The sequence below is a fragment of the Halogeometricum sp. S3BR5-2 genome, from assembly GCF_031624635.1.
Lineage (GTDB): Archaea > Halobacteriota > Halobacteria > Halobacteriales > Haloferacaceae > Halogeometricum > Halogeometricum luteum.
The window spans coordinates 68,674-87,693 of sequence record NZ_JAMQOQ010000003.1; the positions used below are offsets into that span (position 1 = coordinate 68,674).

The following is a 19,020-nucleotide window of genomic DNA, read 5'->3' on the forward strand; positions in this document are numbered from 1 at the left end:
GTCAGTCATCGCTCTCCTGCGGTGCGGAGTCGGCTTCGACGCCGTCGAGCGGTTCGCTGCGCCAGTACTCGTGGTTGGGATCGGTCCGGTGGCAGGCCGCACAGCGAGCCCCCGGTTGCGCGGCGTCCTCGCCGAGTTCGGGCGCCTCGCTCCGGCACACTTCGCGCGCCTCGGGACAGCGGGTGTGGAATCGACAGCCGGACGGGGGATCGACCGGGTCCGGAATGTCGATCGACCGGACCGGTGGGTCCGTCATCTGCCGTTCGCTCGGGTCGAGGTCGGCGGTCGCCCACCGGAGCACCTTCGAGTACGGGTGCTTCGGGTCGCGAAGCACCTCCTGGGGCGGGCCGATTTCGACGATCTCGCCGAGGTACATGATGCCGACGCGACCGCCGGCCTTCTCCGCGAGGTAGCGGGCGTTCGAGAGCGTGTGCGAGATGAAGACGAACGACGTGTCGAACTGCCGCTGTAGTTCGAGGAGCAGGTCCATCGTCTCCACGCGGAGCGAGACGTCCAGGGCGCTCACGGCTTCGTCCGCGAGAATCACGTCCGGGTTCATGAGCAGCGCGCGGACGAGCGCGACGCGTTGCTGTTCGCCGCCGCTCAGTTGGTGCGGGTATCTGTGCGCGTAATCCTGCGGCGGGTCCATCCCGACGCGGTCCAACAGCGCGAAGATACGCGCGCGGCGGTCCTCGGTGGACATATCGGAGTTCCACCGCTTCAACGGCGCTTCCAGCGACGTCAGCACCTTTCGGTTGGGATTGAGCGCGGCGCCCGGGTCCTGGTGGATGATCTGGAGCGCCCGTCGGATGTCGCCGTGCGGAACGGTCACCTCGCCGGTTCCGTCCTTGGCGTCCCACACGTCCTGTCCGCGGTACGTCACGGTTCCGTCGGTGGGGCGCTGCACGCCGATGATGGTCTTTCCGAGCGTGGTCTTCCCGCACCCGGACTCGCCGACGAGGGCGAGCACGTCGTTCTCTTCGATGTCGAGAGAGACGCCGTCGACGGCTCTCACCCGCTTCGGTTCGTTGCGTATCGAGTCGACGAACCCCTGCTCTTTCTCGAAGTGGACGGAGACGTCGTCGAGCGAGACGACCACGTCGTCGCCACCGGTCGCTCGGCTCGCGTCGGTCCGGTCGCTCACGACTGAACCACCTCCGGTTCGAGGGGAACGGCCGCCTCGGCCTCCTCGTGGTGGAAACACGCCGTTCGCTGGTCGTCTCCCACGTCGAACCACGGCGGGGTCTCCCGCCGACACTCGTCGGTCGCCAGCGGACACCGCGGGGTGTAATGGCAGCCGTCCGGCGTGTGAGCGGGGTTCGGCGCGCTCCCGGGAATCGGCTGCATCGTCTCCAGCGGTGCGTCGATGCTCGGAACCGCCCGGAGCAACGCTCGCGTGTAGGGGTGTTGTGAGCCGCGGACGACGCGCGTACTCGGACCGACCTCAACGAGTTCGAACGCGTAGAGGATGGCCAAGCGGTCGGCCAAACCGGCGACCAGCGGCAGGTCGTGCGTGATGAACAGGATGGAGAGGTCGTACTTCTCCTTGATGTCGTCGAGCAGGCTCAGGATGGACCGCTGCATCAGGAGGTCGAGCGCCGCCGTGGGTTCGTCCATCAACAGCACGTTCGGCTCCAAGACCAGCGACAGGGCGATGAGCGCTCGCTGACTCATCCCGCCGGAGAGTTCGTGCGAGTACGAGTCCAGCACCCGCTCGGGGTTCAGATACAGGTCGGAGAGGAGTTCGCGCGCGCGCTCCATCCCCTCGTCCACGTCGTATCCGTGGGCTTCGAGCGTCTCCTCGAAGTGTCCCTCGATGGTCATCGTGGGGTTGAACGACGACAGCGCCCCCTGGAACACCATGGCGATCTCCTCCCAGCGGAACTTGCGGAGTTCCTCGTCGGATAAATCGAGGACGTCGACCGGTTCGGCGGTCGATTCGGGGAAGTACTGAACCGTGCCGGTCGTGATTCCCGGCTCCTCGACGGCGTCCATCATCGCGTTGGCGAGCATCGATTTGCCCGATCCCGACTCGCCGACGACGCCGAGTATCTCTCCCCGTCTGAGGTCGAGACTCACGTCGTCCAGTACCATCGCCGCTCGGTGCTCCAGGTCGTAGGTGACGCTCGCGTCTCGGACCTCGACGATCGGGTCGTCGGCGCGGCGTCCGGCCTCTGTTCTGCTTCGTGGCATCTCAAATCCCTCCCGCCTTCGTCGTCTCGTTTCCGTCACCGTCTCCGTCTCCCGCGACGGACTCGGCGTGGCGCGCGCGAACCCGCGGGTTGAACACGCGGTCGGCACCCTGCGCGAGGAGCGTCAAGCCGAGTGCGAGGATGATCACCGTCACCATCGGCACGAGCAACCAGTGGAAGGCCGTGGGCGACGACGTCGCGCCGGCGCGGTTGACCGCGGCGTTCATCATCACCCCCCAGTTGGTGCTGTTGTAGGGGAGGACGCCGAGGAAGTACAGTCCGACGGAGCCGAAGATGACCGCCCGCGCCTGCTGGACGAAGTTCATCGTGATGTACGGCATCAGGTTCGGGATGATGTCGCCGGTGACGATGGTCGGCGTGCCCATGCCCATGATGCGCGACGCCTCGACGTACTCGTCGTCGCGGATGGTCAGCACCTGCGAACGAATCGCGCGAGCTAACCCCGCCCACGCGTTGATGGTGAGCAGCACGCCGATGACGACAGGGTTCCCCTGAATCTGCAGCGCCGTCGCGAGCACGATGGTCAGCGGAAGACCCGGGATACTCAGCATGATGTCCGAGAACGTCATCAGCACGCTGTCCGTCCGCCCGCCTTTGTAGCCGGCGACGGTGCCGACGGCCGTCCCGAGGACGACGGTGAACACCGCGCCCGCGGTTATCATCACGAGCATCGACGGCGTGGCGTGGACCACCTGCGAGAGGATGCTCGTCCCCGACGCCGTCGTCCCCAGCGGGTACTCCAGCGTTCGGAACGCGCCGACGAGAAGCGGCCCCTGGTTCGGTCGCGGTTCGGTGACGATGTAGGGCGCGACGAGACCCATGAAGAGGTACGCCGCGACCACGAGGAGGCCGAATCTGGCGCGCCAATCGTTCCAGACGATTCGCGCGGGTGCGAGGATTCGCTCGTCGAACCACTGGCGACGACGCTCCGCGTCTGTCATCGACACCTCGGCCATCTGTTCGAACTCCGAGACGGTCCGCCCGCCGTCGGCGATTCGTCGTCCCTTGCCGTCGTGTCCGGTGATCGCCGAGCGAGCGTCGCGTTCTGTTCTGGCCGAATCGGCGTACTCGCCGCCGACGGCGTCCACAATCGGGTCGGATGCGCTCTCGTCGAGTGACGCGTCGGCGCCGTCGTCCGGCCGGTCAGTAGGACTCACGCGAGGCACCTCCCTTGGCCCGCGGGTCGATCCAGCCGTACGTCAGGTCCGCGATGGTGATGCCGATGACCATCGCGACGGTGATGAGGATGAACGCGCCCATCATCAGCGGCGAGTCGCGCGCGTTGATGGCCTGAATCAGGTAGAATCCGATTCCGGGGTACGCGAAGATGTTCTCGATGATGACCGCGCCGCCGAACACCGTCCCGATGGCGATCATCAGCCCCGTGTACATCGGGAGAATCGCGTTCCGAGCGACGTATCGCATGGCGATGCGCCGGGTCGGAAGCCCCCGGAGTCTGGCGACTCGAAGGTAGTCCTCGCCGAGGACGCGGATGCTGTTCCCGCGCATGCTGAGCGCCCACCCGCCGAACCCGACGATGGCCATCGAGAGGATGGGCAGGGTGCCGTGGTACAGCACGCTCATCAAGAAGGGGACGTTGAGTCCCGGCGTCAACTCCGAGGCGTACCGACCGCCGGTCGGGAACAGTTGAAACCGGTAGCCGAGGAACGCGACGAACAGCAGTGCAACCACGTACCCCGGCGTGGAGTTGAGGACGAGTCCGACGGCGGTCGAGACGACGTCGAACCGCGAGCCCTCCCCGTAGGCCATGAACGCGCCGAGCGACACCCCGACGATGAACGCCAGAAACAGCGCGGTCGCCGTCAGGAACACCGTCCAGGGGATGGCCGGTCCGATGACGCTCGCCACCGACTGGTCGTACCAGATCGACTGGCCGAAGTCCCCCTGGAAGATGGAGATCACGTAATCGAAGTACTGGACGTACAGCGGTTCGTCCACCGCGATGTTCGTCTGCGCGGCGATTCGGCGGTTCAACTCGGCCGAGGAGAGGTCGCTTCCCCCGCGCTGGATCATCTGCGCCCGCAGGTAATCCAGCGGTCCCCCGGGGAGCAGTCTGATGAGACCGAAACTGGCCGAGACCACCACGAAGATGGTGAGTACCGACCGCCCGAGTCGTTTGAGTACGTAGCTCATTGTTCGAGCGCGTCACTCACTGGCCGTGGATAGCTTCGAGACGAGCGACCCGGGCGCGACCGTCTCGCCGTCGCGAACCTGGTCGTGCAGGACGGGCGCGTCCAACTCGCTCGGCACGTTCCAGTAGCCCGAATCGGAGCTGTCGTACATGAACTTGTAGTGGAAGTACGGATGCGAGTTGTCGTAGGAGGCCCACCCCTGCAGGCCGACGACGAAGTTACCGTTCACGTAGTCCTGTCCCCAGTAGGCCGAGTTGTCCTTCATCACGGGTTCGGCTTCGATGCCGAACTGGTCCAGTTGGGAGACGGCCGTCTGAGCGCCGGCGACCCAATCGGAGAACCCGGAGGGTCCCTTGATCGGGATTCTGAGCGGCTGGCCGTCTTTGCCCCACGTGCCACCCTGCTTCTGATAGCCTGCCTCTTCGAGGAGGGACGCCGCCTTCTCGGTCTGCGATGCGCCGCGACCGTACGTCTGGAACTGGTCGGTGACGCCGTCCAGCCACGTTCCCTCGACCTGCCCGCTGAACTCGCTCGTCAGTCCCGTCGGATAGGTGACGGCGATCTTCGAGTTGGTGCCGGCGCCGGAGTTCGTCGCGACGGCTTCGCGGTTGATGACGTGCGCGAGCGCCTTGCGAACGCGCGGGTCGCTCACGGGTTCTTCCTCGTGGTTGAACACCAGTCCCATCCCCCAGTGTCGGGGGATGAGGCTCGTCTGCACGGAGTCGGGGAGCTGGTTCAGCTTGTTGCTCGGGACGAACAGCGTCGCCGATCCGTCCGTCTCCTCGTTGATGAGCGAGTTCCACCGGCTCTGGTTCGACGGTTTGTAGAGGTACTCGACCTCGGGGAAGTTGATGTTCCCGGCGTCCGGGTGCTCTTCGAACTTCGAGACGAGCGTTCGCTGGGTGTCCGCGTTCTCGAACTCGAACGGGCCGCTTCCGACCGGTTCGGGAACCGCCAAGCCCGTGAGTTCGCCCAGGACCGCCGAGCGCTCGTCGGCCGACCCCGCCTCGTCGAGTCGCGTCACGAACTCGCCGTACGTCTCCTCGTGTGCGACGAGGTACTTCGGCTGGAGGTACGCCAGCAGGATGTCCTCGTTCACCCGCGTCGCGAGCGTCAGTTCGGCGGTTCGCTCGTCCACCGCGGTGACGCGGTCCGCGACCGCCCCCTCGTCGTCGGGCGCGACGAACCGACCGAGGCTGCCGCCGTTGTAGATGTCGAGTTTGATCTGGTTCACCACGTCCGTCGCGGTGACCGGAGTGCCGTCGTGCCACGTCTGCCCCTCGCGGACGGTCATCGAGAGGGTGTCCCCGTTCAGTTCCCAGTCGGAGACGAGGTACCCGGAGTACTCCTGGGTCTTCAGGTTGTAGTTCATGAAGCGGTCGAACAGCGTCCGACGGGGCTCGGCGAAGTTCTTCGCGTTCCACGTGTTGTACTGGGAGTCTTTCGGAACGGCCCACTGTGCGAGCGTCAGCCGCTCGTCGGAGCTCCCGTCCGTCGCGGTCCACTCGCCGTAGCGCGGCAGCCAGTCGGTCGGCCAGTACGTCTGGATCTTGGGGCTGTCCTTCGGCGGGACGTCCCAACTGTCCGTGGTCTGGAACGACTGCGCGAGCTTCTCCTGGAGCGGCAGCACCGGGAGCGTCTGGTTCGTCACGTACGCGAGCTCCTGAATCAGCGAGAGCGACTCGCTGTCGACCTCGACCGCCGTCGCCGTCGATTCGGTCCCGGTCGCCGACGCGTCGCCCCCGCCCTGGGTCTGCGTCGCCGCCTGCGTCGCCTGTTGCCCGCCACAGCCCGCGATTCCCGCCGTGATGCCCGTTGCGCCGACCGCCCGTACGAATCGCCGCCGCGAGAGCGGCGACCGATCCGAATCTGTTGTGTTATTTTTCCACATGCTTCACCTACGTTTGTTACATACGCCTCAATAAAATTTCGGGTAGAAACTATTCTTCGCAATATTAGGCTTTTTTAAGCAGCCGCTCTCCGACCCAGTAGAGAGCGGAAGGACGTTTCCCCATACATGGAGACAACACTCACACTCGCCCGACCGACGACAGAGACCCGCGCGACCGCACGTCGCGCACAGACCGCCCGTGCCGTCCACCGAACGCGACGCCACCGGAACGAACGCAGCCGCGAGGACCGATGAGCGTCTCCGAAACGAGTCCGGCGCTCGACCGCGCGTGGTGGAAGGAGGCGGTCGTCTACCAGATCTACCCCAAGAGCTTTCGCGACTCCGACGGTGACGGCGTCGGCGACATTCCCGGCATCATCGACCGAGTCGACTACCTCGACGAGTTGGGCGTCGACGCCGTCTGGCTCTGTCCGGTGTACGAGTCGCCGCAAGCGGACAACGGCTACGACATCAGCGACTACCGGTCGATAGCCGACACCTACGGCGACTTGGACGACTGGGAGGAACTGCTCGACGCCCTCCACGACCGCGACATCCGCCTCGTGATGGACCTCGTCGTCAACCACACCTCCGACGAGCACGAGTGGTTCCAGCGGTCGCGGCGCCGCGAAGGGGCGTACGAGGACTACTACATCTGGCGCGACGGCGACACGGACGAAGACGGCGAGCCGACGCCGCCGAACAACTGGGAGTCGGTGTTCGGCGGGCCGGCGTGGTCGTACGACGACGCGCGCGAACAGTGGTACCTCCACCTGTTCGACGAGAAGCAACCGGACCTCGACTGGCGCAACCCCGACGTCCGCGAGGCGGTGTACGACATGATGGAGTGGTGGCTGGAGAAGGGTATCGACGGCTTCCGGATGGACGTCATCAACCTCATCTCGAAGACGGAGGGACTCCCCGACGGCGACCCCGACTCGGGCCTGACGGGAGCGGAGCACTTCTTCAACGGCCCGAACGTCCACGAGTACCTCGGCGAGATGCGCGATGCGGTGCTCTCGGACGACGACCTGCTCACCATCGGGGAGACGCCCGGCGCGGACGTTGAGGACGCCCGGCAGTACGTCGGCCCGGACGGCGACGGTCTCTCGATGGTGTTCCAGTTCGAGCACGTCACCTTCGACCACGACGAGCACAAGTGGGACGCCGGCGACTGGTCGCTCGTCGAGTTCAAGCGGACCTTAGAGAAGTGGCAGACCGGCCTCGCAGACGACGGGTGGAACAGCGTCTACCTGAACAACCACGACCAACCCCGGATGGTCTCGCGGTTCGGCGACACGGGCGACCGAGGCTCGTCGGCCGACCGGACGCCGTCCGGTGACGACGAGGGGTACCGCCGGAAATCGGCGAAACTCCTCGGAACGCTCACGCACACGCTCCACGGGACGCCCTTCGTCTATCAGGGCGAGGAGATCGGCATGACGAACGCCTCGTTCGCCTCGCCCGACGAACTCCGCGACGTCGAGGCGATGAACTTCGTTGAGGAGGCCCTCGAGGAGGGACGCGCCGACTCCTACGACGACGTCCGCGACGCAGTGGAGTACGTCGCGCGCGACAACGCCCGAACGCCGATGCAGTGGTCGGACGACCCCAACGCGGGATTCACCGACGAGGACGCCGACCCGTGGCTCAAGTGCAACGCGAACTACGAGACGGTCAACGTCGAAGCCGCCCGCGCCGACGAGGACTCCGTCTTCAACTACTACCGCGACCTCATCGACCTCCGCCACGACCGCGACGTCCTCGTCTACGGCGAGTTCGACCTCCTCCGTCCCGAGGACCCCGACATCTTCGCGTACACGCGGACGCTCGGCGACGAACGCGGACTGGTCGTGCTCAACTTCGCGGCGAACCCCGTCGAGTTCGCGACGCCCGAGCGTCTCTCCGTCGACGGTCTCGAACTCGCGGTGTCGAACGCCGAGGCCTCGGGGGCGCCCCCGGAGACGTTCGAACTGGGACCGTACGAGGCCCGCGTCTACCTCACGTCGTAACGCTCTCCGAACGAACGCAATTCGATACAACGAACCGACACATGTCTCAGAACAACCCGAAGGGGGCGCGAGAACGGAGCGGAACCGCGAGAACGAACGACGATGCGAGCGCCGAAATCGACCGTGCGTGGTGGAAAGAGGCGGTCGTCTATCAGATATATCCCCGGAGCTTCAACGACTCGAACGGCGACGGCGTCGGTGACATTCCCGGCATCACGGAGAAGGTGGCTTACCTCGACGAGTTGGGGGTCGACGTCGTCTGGCTCTGTCCGGTGTACGGCTCTCCGAACGCGGACAACGGCTACGATATCAGCGACTACCGCTCGATCATGGACGAGTTCGGGACGATGGCCGACTGGGAGGAACTCCTCGACGCCCTCCACGACCGCGACATGCGACTCATCATGGACCTCGTCGTCAACCACACTTCCTCGCAGCACGAGTGGTTCCAGCGGTCGCGGCGCCGGGAGGGGACGTACGAGGACTACTACATCTGGCGCGACGGCGATACGGACGAAGACGGCGACCCGACGCCGCCGAACAACTGGAAGTCGTTCTTCGGCGGGCCGGCGTGGACGTACGACGACGAGCGCGGTCAGTGGTACCTCCACCTGTTCGACGAGAACCAACCCGACCTGAACTGGCGCAACTCCGACGTCCGCGAGGCGGTCAGAGGGATAATCACCGCGTGGTTGGAGCGCGGCATCGACGGCTTCCGCATGGACGCCCTGCATCACCTCTCGAAGGCCGAGGGCCTCCCCGACGGCGACCCCGAGGAGTCGCTTCCGGGCTCGGAGTACTACACGTACGGTCCGAACCTTCACGAGTACATCCGGGAGATGTACGACGAGACCCTCTCGAACTACGACGTGATGACCGTCGCCGAGATGGGAGAGATGAGCGCCGAGCGAGCGGCGACGTATCTCGGCGAGGACGGCGCCGGTCTGGACATGATCTTCGAGTTCGAACACCTCGGCGTCGACGTCGGTCCGAACGGCCAGTGGGACCCCGACGACCGGAGCGACTGGGACCTCTCGGAGTTCAAGGAGATAATCGACCGCAAACAGCGCGGGCTGGCCGACGACGGGTGGAACGCGCTGTTCCTCGGAAACCACGACGTCCCCAGAATCGTCTCGCGGTTCGGCGACGTCGACGAGCGGAGCTCGTCGGCCCACCGGACGCGGTCTGGTGACGCCGATGCGAACCGACGCAAATCGGCGAAGCTCCTCGCGACGTTCCTCCTGACGATGCGCGGGACGCCGTACGTGTACCAAGGCGAGGAGATCGGCATGACGAACGTCGACTTCGAGAGCCTCGAGGAGATAGACGACCCCGCAACCCGCGGTATCGTCGAGGAACTCATCGCCGAGGGGAGAGTCGAGTCCTACGACGAGGTGCGCGAGACGGTGAATCGGCGGAGTCGGGACCACGCTCGGACGCCGATGCAGTGGTCGGACGACCCCAACGCGGGGTTCACCGACGAGGACGCCGACCCGTGGCTCAAGTGCAACGCGAACTACGAGACGGTCAACGTCGAGGCCGCTCGCACCGACGAAAACTCCATTTTGAGCTACTACCGTGACCTCATCGACCTCCGCCACGACCGCGACGTCCTCGTCTACGGCGACTACGAACTGCTCCTCCCGAACGACGAGCAACTGTACGTCTACACCCGAACGCTCGGCGACGAGACGATACTGGTCGTTCTCAACTGGTCTGACGAACCTGCGACGGTCGACGCGGGAGACCTCGACGTGGCAGGCGCGGACGTGGTCGTAAGCAACTACGACGACACCCCGACGAACCCGGACGGAGAGGCGTTCAGACCCTACGAGGCGACGGTCTATCGACTGGCGTCCGAGAGATAGAGATAGCGGGGGGAATCGTCGAGGCCGGAGACCGATTCGCCGAGACCCGCTGTCAGGCGGTCAGGTAGCCGCGAGTTCAGTCGTCGGGAGCCGACTCCTCCTCCCAGTCGAAGAGCGGCGCTCGCTCCGAACTGTGGAGCACGAACGGACCGATGGCGCCCGACTCCTTCGCGATCGAAGCAGTCCGGAGCACGTAGGCGGTGAAGATAAAGAACGGGATCAGCGCGAGCGTCACGCCGGCGTTGATCACCCAGGCGAGGACGGGCACGTCGAGCACCGCTCCCGACACGGTCGCCGGTTTCAGATAGAGCGACGCGAAGACGGAGACGATGAGCGCCGGAATGCCGGTGAAGAGAATCCGGCGCGACAGGTTGACTAGCTCCCACTGGAGATAGTGCGCCTTGAAGAACTCCTCCGCCGGACCGAACAGCTCCAAGATATCGACGAGATCGCCGATCGCCTCTTTCGCGTCGTCGCTCAGGCTCTCTTGGTGTTCCCAGTACAACCGGCGAACCAGGTAAATCTTCCACGAGTAGTTGTACGACAGGGCGGCTCGCATGATCGTGAACTCGCCGAACGGGGCGTCCGCCAAGTCGTCGGTGATCTCGTCGGCGCTCGTAGCAATCCGATCGACCAGTTGGTCGACCCGGTCTCGAAGGAGTCGGTCGGAGTTCCCGTCCACGGCCTCTCGAACCGCCTCGGCCCGATCGACGCTCGTGTTGATGAGCGTGCTGAGGAACCGGTCCGGCTCCGGGGGGCCGGTCCACTGGAACTCCCGCTCTGCGTCCTTCCTGAACGCCATCGACTTGTCCATTCGCTCGCGCTGTCGGCCCAGCGACCCGAACTCCTCGGAGAGCACGAGTTGGTTGATCGAGACGACGAGCGTCATGCCGGTAATCAGGACGCCGATGAGCGTCTGAAACAGCGTCTCGATCGTATCCCCCTCGGCCAGTATCGACAGATACGGAACGTCGAGCGTGCTGAAGAGCGTCAGCGAACAGAAACAGCCGAGCGTCAGGATAGCCGTGACGGTCAAACGGTTCGCACCGAACAGGAACCAGCCTCTGAGTGATCGATCACGATCCATTATGCTCCGCGCGGAGATGCCGGTAGTGGAACGGACGGTTCGAGACTCATCGCTCACCCGCAACCACGAATCAGAGATTCATAAGACGTCGGGCTCCTCGGGACGTGTCTGCGGCCGAAATCGCCGCCCCCTCGAACCGCGCGCCGCAGTCGTTCGGGTTCGAGAACCGAATTTCGGGACTCTCGCCGGGTCCCCCTGTAGAGTCTGTACAGAAGCCGCTAGCTCGGAGTGATAGCCTCCAAAAAATACAGGTCGCTCGCCGCTGTGAGCGGCGAATCCGTTTCGTTACTGTCGGACGACGTTCGACGCGCGAGGCCCCTTGGGCGAGGACTCGATGTCGAACTCGACCTCGGTACCTTCCGTGAGGTCTTCGCCGCCGACATCCTCCATGTGGAAGAAGACGTCTTCGTCGTCGTCGAGGTCGCCGTCGTCAGTCGAAATGAAGCCGTAACCGCCCGTATCGTTGAAAAAATCAACCTTGCCGTGTGCCATTACAGACAAACATTGAGTGGTGGGAGGGATAATCCTTCCGAGGGTCGAGGTACCACGACCACAGGGCGGGTGAAGCCGGGATACGGGAGAGCGAATTCACTCGACCCGCTCGGTCACGCGCGGCGAACTGGCGATGACGCCGTCGACGCCCCGTCGTTCGAGCGCCAACGCCCCGAGTCGGGAGTCTACGGTCCACGCGTTCACCGTCATGCCCGCCTCGTGTCCTTTTCGGCGACGTTCGTCAGGAGACACAGCCACGCGTTCGGGTGGACGTACGTACCGTTCTGGACGCGGTCGTCAGTCGTCAGTCGGTGTCGCCTCGCCTACGTCGATGCTCCCCATCTCGGAGATGTCCTCGACGACCGGCGAAGACGTGTATCCGAAGTCGACCTCGGATAGTTCGATGACCGACTCGGTACTGCTCGCCGCCTCCGAGCCCCTAGCACCCGCAGGATTGTGTGTACTCATCGGGCGCTCACTCGAAGTTCATCCACTCGTCGGCCCAGCCGTCGGGTCCGGCTTCCTCGGGAGTCTTGGTACCGAGGACGACTTCGAGCGTGGGACCGTTGATGTTGTACGCGACTTCTTCGTACCCCCAGTCGTTCTCGACCCAGTCGTCCCGAACCCCCGCGTACGGCGTCACCGGGAAGTACCCCTCGACCTGGGTTTCGGTGAGCAGTTGCTCCGCGGGTTTCCGCGATTCGAAGACGCCGTTGGCGATGTATTTGATGTCGTTCTCCTCGATGAACTCCTTCGCCTCGGCGATGTCCGAGGGCTTGACGTCGCCGCTGGCCGCGAGGTTCGTGACGAGGGGCTCCATCTGTGCGCCGTACCTGACGCCCCAGTACTGGAAGGCGTTGTGCGCGGCCAGTTGCACGGCATCCCGCTCGGACTCGTCGAAGATCGCCCGGAAATCCTGGTCGATCCGTTCGAGAACGTCGGATTTGTACGTCTCGGCGTTGTCCCGGAGCGCGCCTTCCTGTTCGGGGACGAGTTCGGCGAGTCCTTCGGCGATGGTATCGACCGATATCATCGCCCGCTGCGGGTCGAGCCAGAAGTGCGGGTCCTTACCTTGCTGCTCGCCGACGCCCTCTTCTTCGGGATCGAGCGTGGCCGCGAGATCGACCAGTTCGACACCCTCGCGGACGTTGATCAGCCGCGTGTCGACGTCGTCGTCTTCGAGCGTCTGAATCGCGCGGTCGGCCCACGGCTGGAATCCCGGCCCGACGTGGAGGAACGCGTCCGCCTCGATGATGTCTCGCGTGACGCTCGCGTTCGGCTCCCAGCCGTGACCGTGCAGTCCGGTCGGAACGAGGTTGCTCACCTGAACGGACGTCCCGTCGACGATGTTTCGTGCGAAGTCGTAGAAACTGAAGAACGACGCCACGGCGACGGCGGGGCCGTCTCCGTTCGCGCCCTCGTTACCTGAGCCGTTCGTGGGTTCGGCGTCGTTGCTACCGCCGCTGGCCGTACATCCGGCGAGGCCGGTGGCAAGGATCCCCGCACCGGCAGTGATGGCGTTTCTGCGTGAGACTCTGTACTCCGCTTGCGACCGCGTCGTGTCGTCCGTGACATCCTCACCCGCCCTAAAGGGCGTTCACAAGACGCGGCGCGTCTTGTGCAGCCCATCAGAACGGCTCCACCGTTCTGAGGACGGGGCTTCCTACAAGGGAAGCCTCGTCGTCGGAGGTTTCAGAACTGAAGTCCCCGAGCGTCGTCTGTCGGGATTGCCGACTCTGCTCGCGGTGTCCTGTGGTGCTGTCACAAGCACTCCCATCCTGTGGCGAGTCATCGGTGTGCAGTTTCAACGCACACCTCTCTCCCCACGGGTTGACGCGACGTGCGATGTTCACACTCGCGTTAATGTCTGCTTGGTACTCCGTCACCCAACACTCGTCGTTCGTACAGCGGAACATGGCTTGAGAACTACGAGAACCGATGTGTCCACACTCATGGCACGCCTGACTCGTGTACGCAGGATTCACGAATCGGACACAGATACCCGCGTCACGGGCTTTGTCCTCGATTCGGCCAGTGAGTCGTGCGAACGCCCAGTTGTGGAGACGGCGGTTCATCCACTTGCCGTAGTCCAAATGTTCGCGGATGTACGACAGGTCTTCGAGAACGATAACGGGGTTCTCGAACTGTTGGGAGTACTCGACGGCTTCACGAGACGCCTTCTCGACAATATCTGTGAGGGCGTTTTGGTAGTGGTCGAATCGTTCTTGAATACGCCACTCGGCGTCTCGCTCTTGGAGGCGACGGAGCGTCGTGAACATCTCTTTGCGGAGGTGTCGGGCACGACCGCCGTCGTAGATGTGCGGTTGGGTTGGCGTACCGTCCCGAAGGGCACAGCCCGTCAGGAGTTTGGATTCGCCAATATCGAAGCCGATGTACGTCGGCTCGTCTGGTTCAGTTGGCTCCGCAACTTCATACTCGACAGTGACGTGAAGCACCCAATTCGTTCGATGCTCTTGCAGTCGAAACTCTCCGACAGAAACGTCGCCGTCGAGGAGGTTGTCCCACAACTCTCGCTGTGCAGGATTGATACGGAGCGGAATCCAGAAGGCGTTACCACGTCCTGCCTGTGGGACGCGCCAGCAGAACTCGTGTCGTCGCTCCTCGGAGTGGTCGAGACGCCAGCCACGATTCGTGAATCGAACGGGGTGGTCGTCTTTCAACTCCGAAGCGTTGTACGTGTCCCGCAGTTTCGGGACATAGTTCTTGAGCGCGTCTTTCGCGTAGGACGTAAGCGTGTACGGCGTCACAACGTCGTTGACCGCTGTCTGCGTGTCAGCACCACTCTCGAACGATTCGGAGAGGGCGCGACGGTAGGCAGCCACAGTCCGTTGAAGACGACGCTCTTTGTGCGCTGTTGGGGGCGCGAGCGTGGCCTGCAACGTCTTAGTGGCAGTCGCGGTCACGGTAGAACACACGAAACCATGAAAGTTAAAGCTAACGAATAACTAAGTTGTAGCATAGATGCCGAACCTGAACATCGAAGTGAGCGACGAAGAATACGAGAAACTGAGCGAAGTAAAGGAAGCACACGGCCTGACGTGGCGAGGACTCGTCATTCAGGGTGCGAAAGCACTGGACACCGAGGGGCCACTGTAAGTCAAGGGGTACTGTGTACGAACGCGATTCCTCCCCGTCCTTTAGGACGGGGGTTCCTCGCTACCGCAAGATGATTGGCTAGTCGTGACAGGGCGAAAGGTATAGTAGTTCCTATCGAAATCAAAGTTTAGACTAGTCTAAGTTACAGTCGTGTCTCGCGACGAGATTGCGGGGACGGATGCGCGCGGAGAAGTGGCCCTCGCAGAGGAGCGGACCTCACAGAAAGCGAGACGGCAGCGACGAGTCGTTCACGCTCGCCGACGAACGACGTCTCGTCGACGGCCGATTGTCGACCCCGTCGCCCACACGCAGTGTCAGGTACGGAAACTGGGTGTTTTCGCTGGGTCGAACGGCGTACACCCCGCTGAAGACGCGTTTTGTCCGGATGAAACCGGAGAATCCGGTCTGTCGGAAAGTACACTCGCACTCGCCCCCGGAGAGTGACGGTGCAGAGAGCGTGTAGAATCGGTCGACCATCGAGTCCCTGAATCACTCTCGTCGTCGACGCTGCGATATCCACCGGTCGACGGAATCGTCCACAGACCGACTGAAGCGGTCGTCTTCGGTTCGGCGTCGACCGCGGGCGCTCGACAAATTCGAGCGCGACGGCGGTGCGCCCAATCCCGAAATCCCGGTACACCCGGACGAAACGGGAGTGTATCCTCGGAATCCGGATTTCGGACATCGGCGTCGACGGAGCGCTCGCGACGGATTCGGTTGCTCAACTGAGTTCGTCCCGCGCGAGAACCCGTGAGACGGCCGTATTCGAATTTCCGGACCCTTCGCTTCGAGTCGAGAGTCGACACCGGTAGACGACGTCAGCGAGAACCGCTACACGCCACAGCACGGGCTACACTCCGGCGACGAGAGGGGTGTAGGCCGCTTTCCGCCCCCGATATCCATTACTCGATAGCTGATATGTCAGATTCGACGTACGCCGTTTCCACTCGACGGTGGGTGACGAAGTGAAAGGACGACCCCGGGTCAGATGCCGACGAGGAGGTCGAACACGCCGGCCGTCTCGCCGACCACCCAGACGACGAACGCGCCGTACACGAACAACAGCAGGTACGCTTCCGCGCCGGTGAGCGCCAAGTCGGTCCGGAGAAGCGTGAACAGGAGGACGGTCGCGACCGTCAGGACGCCGAACATGGGGGCGGCAACGGCGAACGAAACGGTCGCGCTCCCGACGATGAGCACCCCGACAGGGATTGCGACGAGGAGGTCGAACGTGTTCGAACCGAGCACGTTGCCGAGACTCGTTATCCCCTTGCCGTCCTTGGCCGCCCGAACGCTCACGAGGGCGTCGGGAAGACTGGTCGCGGCGGCGATAATGGTCACGCCGGCGAGGAACTCGGGGATACCGAACGCGGCGTTGAGCGTCTCGACCGCCCCGACGAGCAGTTCCACGCCCACGAGAATCGTTCCGAGTCCGAGCGCCAGCGTCCCCCAACTGCGGACGACGTCGATATCGCCCGCCGGCGTCTCGCTCTCGTAATCGCTCACGTCCTGCCACTGAATGAACAGGTAGAGCCCGTACATGGCGAGCGGGATGGCCGCGAGCGGTCTCGTGATCCGACCGTTCAGTCCCGGCCCCTCGGCCGGGAAGTAGATGACCGCGAGGGCGAACGTGATGATGAGCGCGGAGACGGCGATCATGTAGAACTGCGCCTCCTTGTACACGATCGTCCGGTCCGCTCCGACCGAGGTCTTCGACGCGATGCCGGAGAGTGCGGGAATCACGAGGACGTTGAAGACGGCGGAGCCGACGATCGCGCCGACGCCCATCGAGAACGAACCGGAAATCGCGGTGATAACGACGCTGGCGAGTTCGGGAAAACTCGACCCGACCGCGATGATAATCGACCCCTGAACGACTGCCGGGAGCCCGTAGTAGGCGGCGAGATCCTCTGCGGCGGTTTCTAACCAGCCGCTCCCAACCCAGATGATACCGGTCGTGACGAGAACGACGAGGACGGCGACACTCGGCGTTTCCGGGATGATTCCTAAGGCCACGGGAACAACTCTGAATCCGGGGCCTTATGTGTGAGACATTCGGACCGCCGACGCTTACCGGGTATCGAACGCCGCACGTGGCGGAGAACAACCGGCGGCGACGGCGCCGTCGAACGCGTCCCGGGGCGCGTCGACTGCGGAGCGGTCGCGCGTATCGGGTGCCGGAAGTCGGCCGATCACTCGACCGAGGCGCTGCCGACATCGACGACGGACACTAGTTGGGCGTTCACGCGAGGTCCTCGGTGTCGTCCCGTTCGACGCCCGAGAACTCGAGCACGTAGTCCGCGCCGAACGCCTCGCTGGGCGTGGAGACGCCGGCGTCGGCGTCACCGTCGAGCACGCGTTCCGCGGCGTCGACGGCGGTCTCCGCGGTGAGGCCGTACGTGTCGGGCGTCCGGAGGCCGGCCGACGCGGTATCGCCGTCCGCCCCTTCGACTTCGGCGGCGATGCGGTTGATGCTCTGTGCGCGCTCTGCCGCGGTCGGACCCTCGACGACGGCGTCGACCACCGCTTGGAGGGCCGACTGGACGGGATCCCAGCCGAGAACCGTCGAGAACCCGCGAGCGCGCTTCATCGCCGTCTGCGCGTACTCGGGGACCGTCGCGTAGGTCTCGACGTTCGGGACGCCCGTCGCGTGGTAGGCCGCCGAGACTTCCCCCCAAGGGACGGTGACGGCCGGTTTGGCTTCCCCTTCGAAGTCGAACTCGCGGCGCTTCCAGGCGAGCGGAACGCTTCGGAGCCGACCGTCCTCGCGGACCGCCCCCGGACTACCGGCCTGTTCGAGGATGGCCTTCACCGTTCCGGGCGAGAAGGTGCCGAGTCCGTCGATCGCGATTCTGAGGTGCGTCGGGTCGTCGACCTGCTCGGCGAGGTAACTCGTCAGGCAGTTCGTCGGCACGACGTCGAAGCCGACGGCGGGCAGGACGGTGATTCCGGCGTCGGTCGCCTCCCCGTCGCGCCGGGCGGTCTCCTCGAGGACGTCGTACCGGCCGGCGATGTCGAGGTAGTCCGTCCCCGTCTCGACGCAGGCGTCGAGGAGCGGTCGGGCGGTCGCCGAGAACGGGCCGGCGCAGTTCAGGACCGCGTCGGCGTCGGCGACCTGATTCTCGACGACGTCGGGGTGTCCGAGACTGAACGTCCGGTGGTCGAGTCCGAACTCGGTCGCCTGCGTTTCGAGCGGTTCCGCCCGGCGACCGGCCAGGATCGGTTCGAAGCCTTGGTCGACGGCTCGCTTCGCGATCAGCGACCCGGCGTAACCGTACGCGCCGTAGAGTAGGAGGTTCTCGGTCACGGACGTGACTTGGAGTCGGTGTCCGGATAGGTCTCGTGGCAGAGCGCCGCCGCGGGGTCGGCGAACGCGATGGCCACCCGAGAGAGAAGTACTAACTCCCGGTCACTGTCCCGGTATCTGGGGTGCCTCTGAGTGACGAGAGTCAGTGCAAACTGGTATCGGGGGGTATCCGTCATAGCTGTTCCTACTTTCGCCGGAACGACGACCCCGGCGGAGAGTTCGCTCCGTCCGAGAACGCACGTCGATCGGTGCGAGCGTCGTCCGCCGATATTCGCGACCCTCAGTACAGCGGGTCGGGTTCGTCACCGGCCACGGGTTCGACGCCGAGCGCCTCGGCGATGGTTTCGAGTTCTCCTTTCGAGAAGTTTCCCTCGTCCGCCTCCCCGACGGCCGCCGCGATGCCCACGGCGGCGCGAATCTGCCGACGCATCGTCTGCGTCGACTCGACGGGCGCCTCCGTCGCGGTGATGTCCAGATGCGCACACAGCGCTCCGAGTTCCTCCTTCGTGAACGGCGCGGTGACGTCTCGCTTGAACCGTCCGACGCCACCCCGGATCCCGTTGCGGATATCGTGTTTCGTCACGCCCATGCACCCAGTCTCAGTCCGTATCGACAAAATCGCTGTGACTACCGCATTGCCATCCGTGTTCTGTACTGGCCGAGCGTACTCCAAATTCATCTCTGTATTCGTGTGTAGAAATATATGATAGTATTATCGACCGTAGTACGTGGGCATCTTGCAGACCAATCTGGAGAATACAAAAATGTTGTCGGCAATGTGAGGCTAGAATCGGCGTAAATAAGACCTGAATCGGTACGACAGCTGTATTCTCGGTGAAGTAGTGATCTCTCTCCGTCACCGGACGTACCCGATTCCATC

Annotated in this window: 16 protein-coding genes and 1 pseudogene; 3 read left to right on the forward strand and 14 right to left on the reverse strand. The window is 64.2% G+C overall.

Annotation, left to right across the window (positions count from 1 at the left end; all coding sequences use genetic code 11):
* Position 1 precedes the first annotated feature (1 nt).
* The 5 genes from NDI79_RS12365 to NDI79_RS12385 are packed head-to-tail and all read right to left on the reverse strand — an operon-like array spanning position 2 to position 6,257.
* Positions 2 to 1,144 carry an oligopeptide/dipeptide ABC transporter ATP-binding protein gene (locus NDI79_RS12365; RefSeq protein WP_310928800.1) on the reverse strand — a complete coding sequence of 381 codons (1,143 nt, stop codon included), beginning with the start codon at positions 1,142 to 1,144 and terminating at the stop codon, positions 2 to 4.
* A complete protein-coding gene (locus NDI79_RS12370) occupies positions 1,141 to 2,193 on the reverse strand; it encodes an ABC transporter ATP-binding protein (RefSeq protein WP_310928801.1) in 1,053 nt (350 codons plus the stop codon). The genes NDI79_RS12365 and NDI79_RS12370 overlap by 4 nt, the downstream gene beginning before the upstream one ends.
* Position 2,194: 1 nt before the next feature.
* Positions 2,195 to 3,301 (reverse strand): ABC transporter permease, encoded by a 1,107-nt coding sequence (locus tag NDI79_RS12375; protein ID WP_425499611.1) that lies wholly within the window; start codon positions 3,299 to 3,301, stop codon positions 2,195 to 2,197.
* 55 nt (positions 3,302 to 3,356) lie between these two features.
* The gene (locus NDI79_RS12380) at positions 3,357 to 4,367 is read right to left on the reverse strand and encodes an ABC transporter permease (protein ID WP_310928803.1); all 1,011 of its coding nucleotides are present in this window, start codon (positions 4,365 to 4,367) and stop codon (positions 3,357 to 3,359) included.
* Positions 4,368 to 4,379: 12 nt separating this feature from the next.
* A complete protein-coding gene (locus NDI79_RS12385; RefSeq protein ID WP_310928804.1) occupies positions 4,380 to 6,257 on the reverse strand; it encodes an ABC transporter substrate-binding protein in 1,878 nt (625 codons plus the stop codon).
* Positions 6,258 to 6,508: 251 nt separating this feature from the next.
* On the opposite strand from NDI79_RS12385, the gene NDI79_RS12390 reads away from it, so the two are divergent.
* Together NDI79_RS12390 and NDI79_RS12395 are read left to right on the forward strand one after the other, a co-directional pair.
* The gene (locus NDI79_RS12390) at positions 6,509 to 8,269 is read left to right on the forward strand and encodes a glycoside hydrolase family 13 protein (protein WP_310928805.1); all 1,761 of its coding nucleotides are present in this window, start codon (positions 6,509 to 6,511) and stop codon (positions 8,267 to 8,269) included.
* A gap of 41 nt (positions 8,270 to 8,310) precedes the next feature.
* Entirely contained in the window at positions 8,311 to 10,137 is a 1,827-nt protein-coding gene (locus tag NDI79_RS12395) for a glycoside hydrolase family 13 protein (RefSeq protein WP_310928806.1), read from the forward strand.
* A 76-nt stretch (positions 10,138 to 10,213) separates the two neighbouring features.
* Here the strand turns inward: NDI79_RS12395 and NDI79_RS12400 are convergent, their stop codons facing one another.
* From NDI79_RS12400 to NDI79_RS12425, 6 genes and pseudogenes are all read right to left on the reverse strand, one after another.
* Entirely contained in the window at positions 10,214 to 11,224 is a 1,011-nt protein-coding gene (locus NDI79_RS12400; protein WP_310928807.1) for a DUF7972 family membrane protein, read from the reverse strand.
* A gap of 285 nt (positions 11,225 to 11,509) precedes the next feature.
* Positions 11,510 to 11,716, reverse strand: coding sequence for a cold-shock protein (locus NDI79_RS12405; protein WP_188879173.1), 207 nt, complete (start codon positions 11,714 to 11,716; stop codon positions 11,510 to 11,512).
* Between the two features lie 96 nt (positions 11,717 to 11,812).
* Positions 11,813 to 11,968, reverse strand: a complete 156-nt coding sequence (locus NDI79_RS12410; protein ID WP_310928808.1) for a hypothetical protein — start codon at positions 11,966 to 11,968, stop codon at positions 11,813 to 11,815.
* 66 nt (positions 11,969 to 12,034) lie between these two features.
* Positions 12,035 to 12,184: pseudogene (locus NDI79_RS12415) on the reverse strand (ABC transporter ATP-binding protein); the annotation flags it as partial.
* Positions 12,185 to 12,191: 7 nt separating this feature from the next.
* On the reverse strand, positions 12,192 to 13,232 hold the full coding sequence (locus NDI79_RS12420; RefSeq protein WP_310929294.1) for a metal ABC transporter substrate-binding protein: 1,041 nt from the start codon (positions 13,230 to 13,232) through the stop codon (positions 12,192 to 12,194).
* Between the two features lie 112 nt (positions 13,233 to 13,344).
* Positions 13,345 to 14,640 (reverse strand): RNA-guided endonuclease TnpB family protein, encoded by a 1,296-nt coding sequence (locus NDI79_RS12425; RefSeq protein ID WP_310928810.1) that lies wholly within the window; start codon positions 14,638 to 14,640, stop codon positions 13,345 to 13,347.
* A gap of 58 nt (positions 14,641 to 14,698) precedes the next feature.
* Between NDI79_RS12425 and NDI79_RS12430 the strand changes: the two genes are divergently transcribed.
* The gene (locus NDI79_RS12430) at positions 14,699 to 14,833 is read left to right on the forward strand and encodes a hypothetical protein (RefSeq protein ID WP_007543265.1); all 135 of its coding nucleotides are present in this window, start codon (positions 14,699 to 14,701) and stop codon (positions 14,831 to 14,833) included.
* A gap of 984 nt (positions 14,834 to 15,817) precedes the next feature.
* Here NDI79_RS12430 and NDI79_RS12435 read toward each other — a convergent pair.
* From NDI79_RS12435 to NDI79_RS12445, 3 genes are all read right to left on the reverse strand, one after another.
* Positions 15,818 to 16,849 carry a sodium:calcium antiporter gene (locus tag NDI79_RS12435; protein WP_310928811.1) on the reverse strand — a complete coding sequence of 344 codons (1,032 nt, stop codon included), beginning with the start codon at positions 16,847 to 16,849 and terminating at the stop codon, positions 15,818 to 15,820.
* A 226-nt stretch (positions 16,850 to 17,075) separates the two neighbouring features.
* Positions 17,076 to 18,140, reverse strand: coding sequence for a saccharopine dehydrogenase family protein (locus NDI79_RS12440; RefSeq protein WP_310928812.1), 1,065 nt, complete (start codon positions 18,138 to 18,140; stop codon positions 17,076 to 17,078).
* A gap of 280 nt (positions 18,141 to 18,420) precedes the next feature.
* Complete coding sequence (locus tag NDI79_RS12445) at positions 18,421 to 18,729, reverse strand: hypothetical protein (protein WP_310928813.1); 309 nt, start codon at positions 18,727 to 18,729, stop codon at positions 18,421 to 18,423.
* Positions 18,730 to 19,020: the final 291 nt, after the last annotated feature.

Coding starts and splice junctions, on each gene's coding strand:
- NDI79_RS12395 (WP_310928806.1), top strand. CDS start 8,311: ATGTCTCAGAACAACCCGAAGGGGGCGCGAGAACGGAGCGGAACCGCG.
- NDI79_RS12385 (WP_310928804.1), bottom strand. CDS start 6,257: ATGTGGAAAAATAACACAACAGATTCGGATCGGTCGCCGCTCTCGCGG.
- NDI79_RS12380 (WP_310928803.1), bottom strand. CDS start 4,367: ATGAGCTACGTACTCAAACGACTCGGGCGGTCGGTACTCACCATCTTC.
- NDI79_RS12405 (WP_188879173.1), bottom strand. CDS start 11,716: ATGGCACACGGCAAGGTTGATTTTTTCAACGATACGGGCGGTTACGGC.
- NDI79_RS12390 (WP_310928805.1), top strand. CDS start 6,509: ATGAGCGTCTCCGAAACGAGTCCGGCGCTCGACCGCGCGTGGTGGAAG.
- NDI79_RS12430 (WP_007543265.1), top strand. CDS start 14,699: ATGCCGAACCTGAACATCGAAGTGAGCGACGAAGAATACGAGAAACTG.
- NDI79_RS12370 (WP_310928801.1), bottom strand. CDS start 2,193: ATGCCACGAAGCAGAACAGAGGCCGGACGCCGCGCCGACGACCCGATC.
- NDI79_RS12445 (WP_310928813.1), bottom strand. CDS start 18,729: ATGGGCGTGACGAAACACGATATCCGCAACGGGATCCGGGGTGGCGTC.
- NDI79_RS12400 (WP_310928807.1), bottom strand. CDS start 11,224: ATGGATCGTGATCGATCACTCAGAGGCTGGTTCCTGTTCGGTGCGAAC.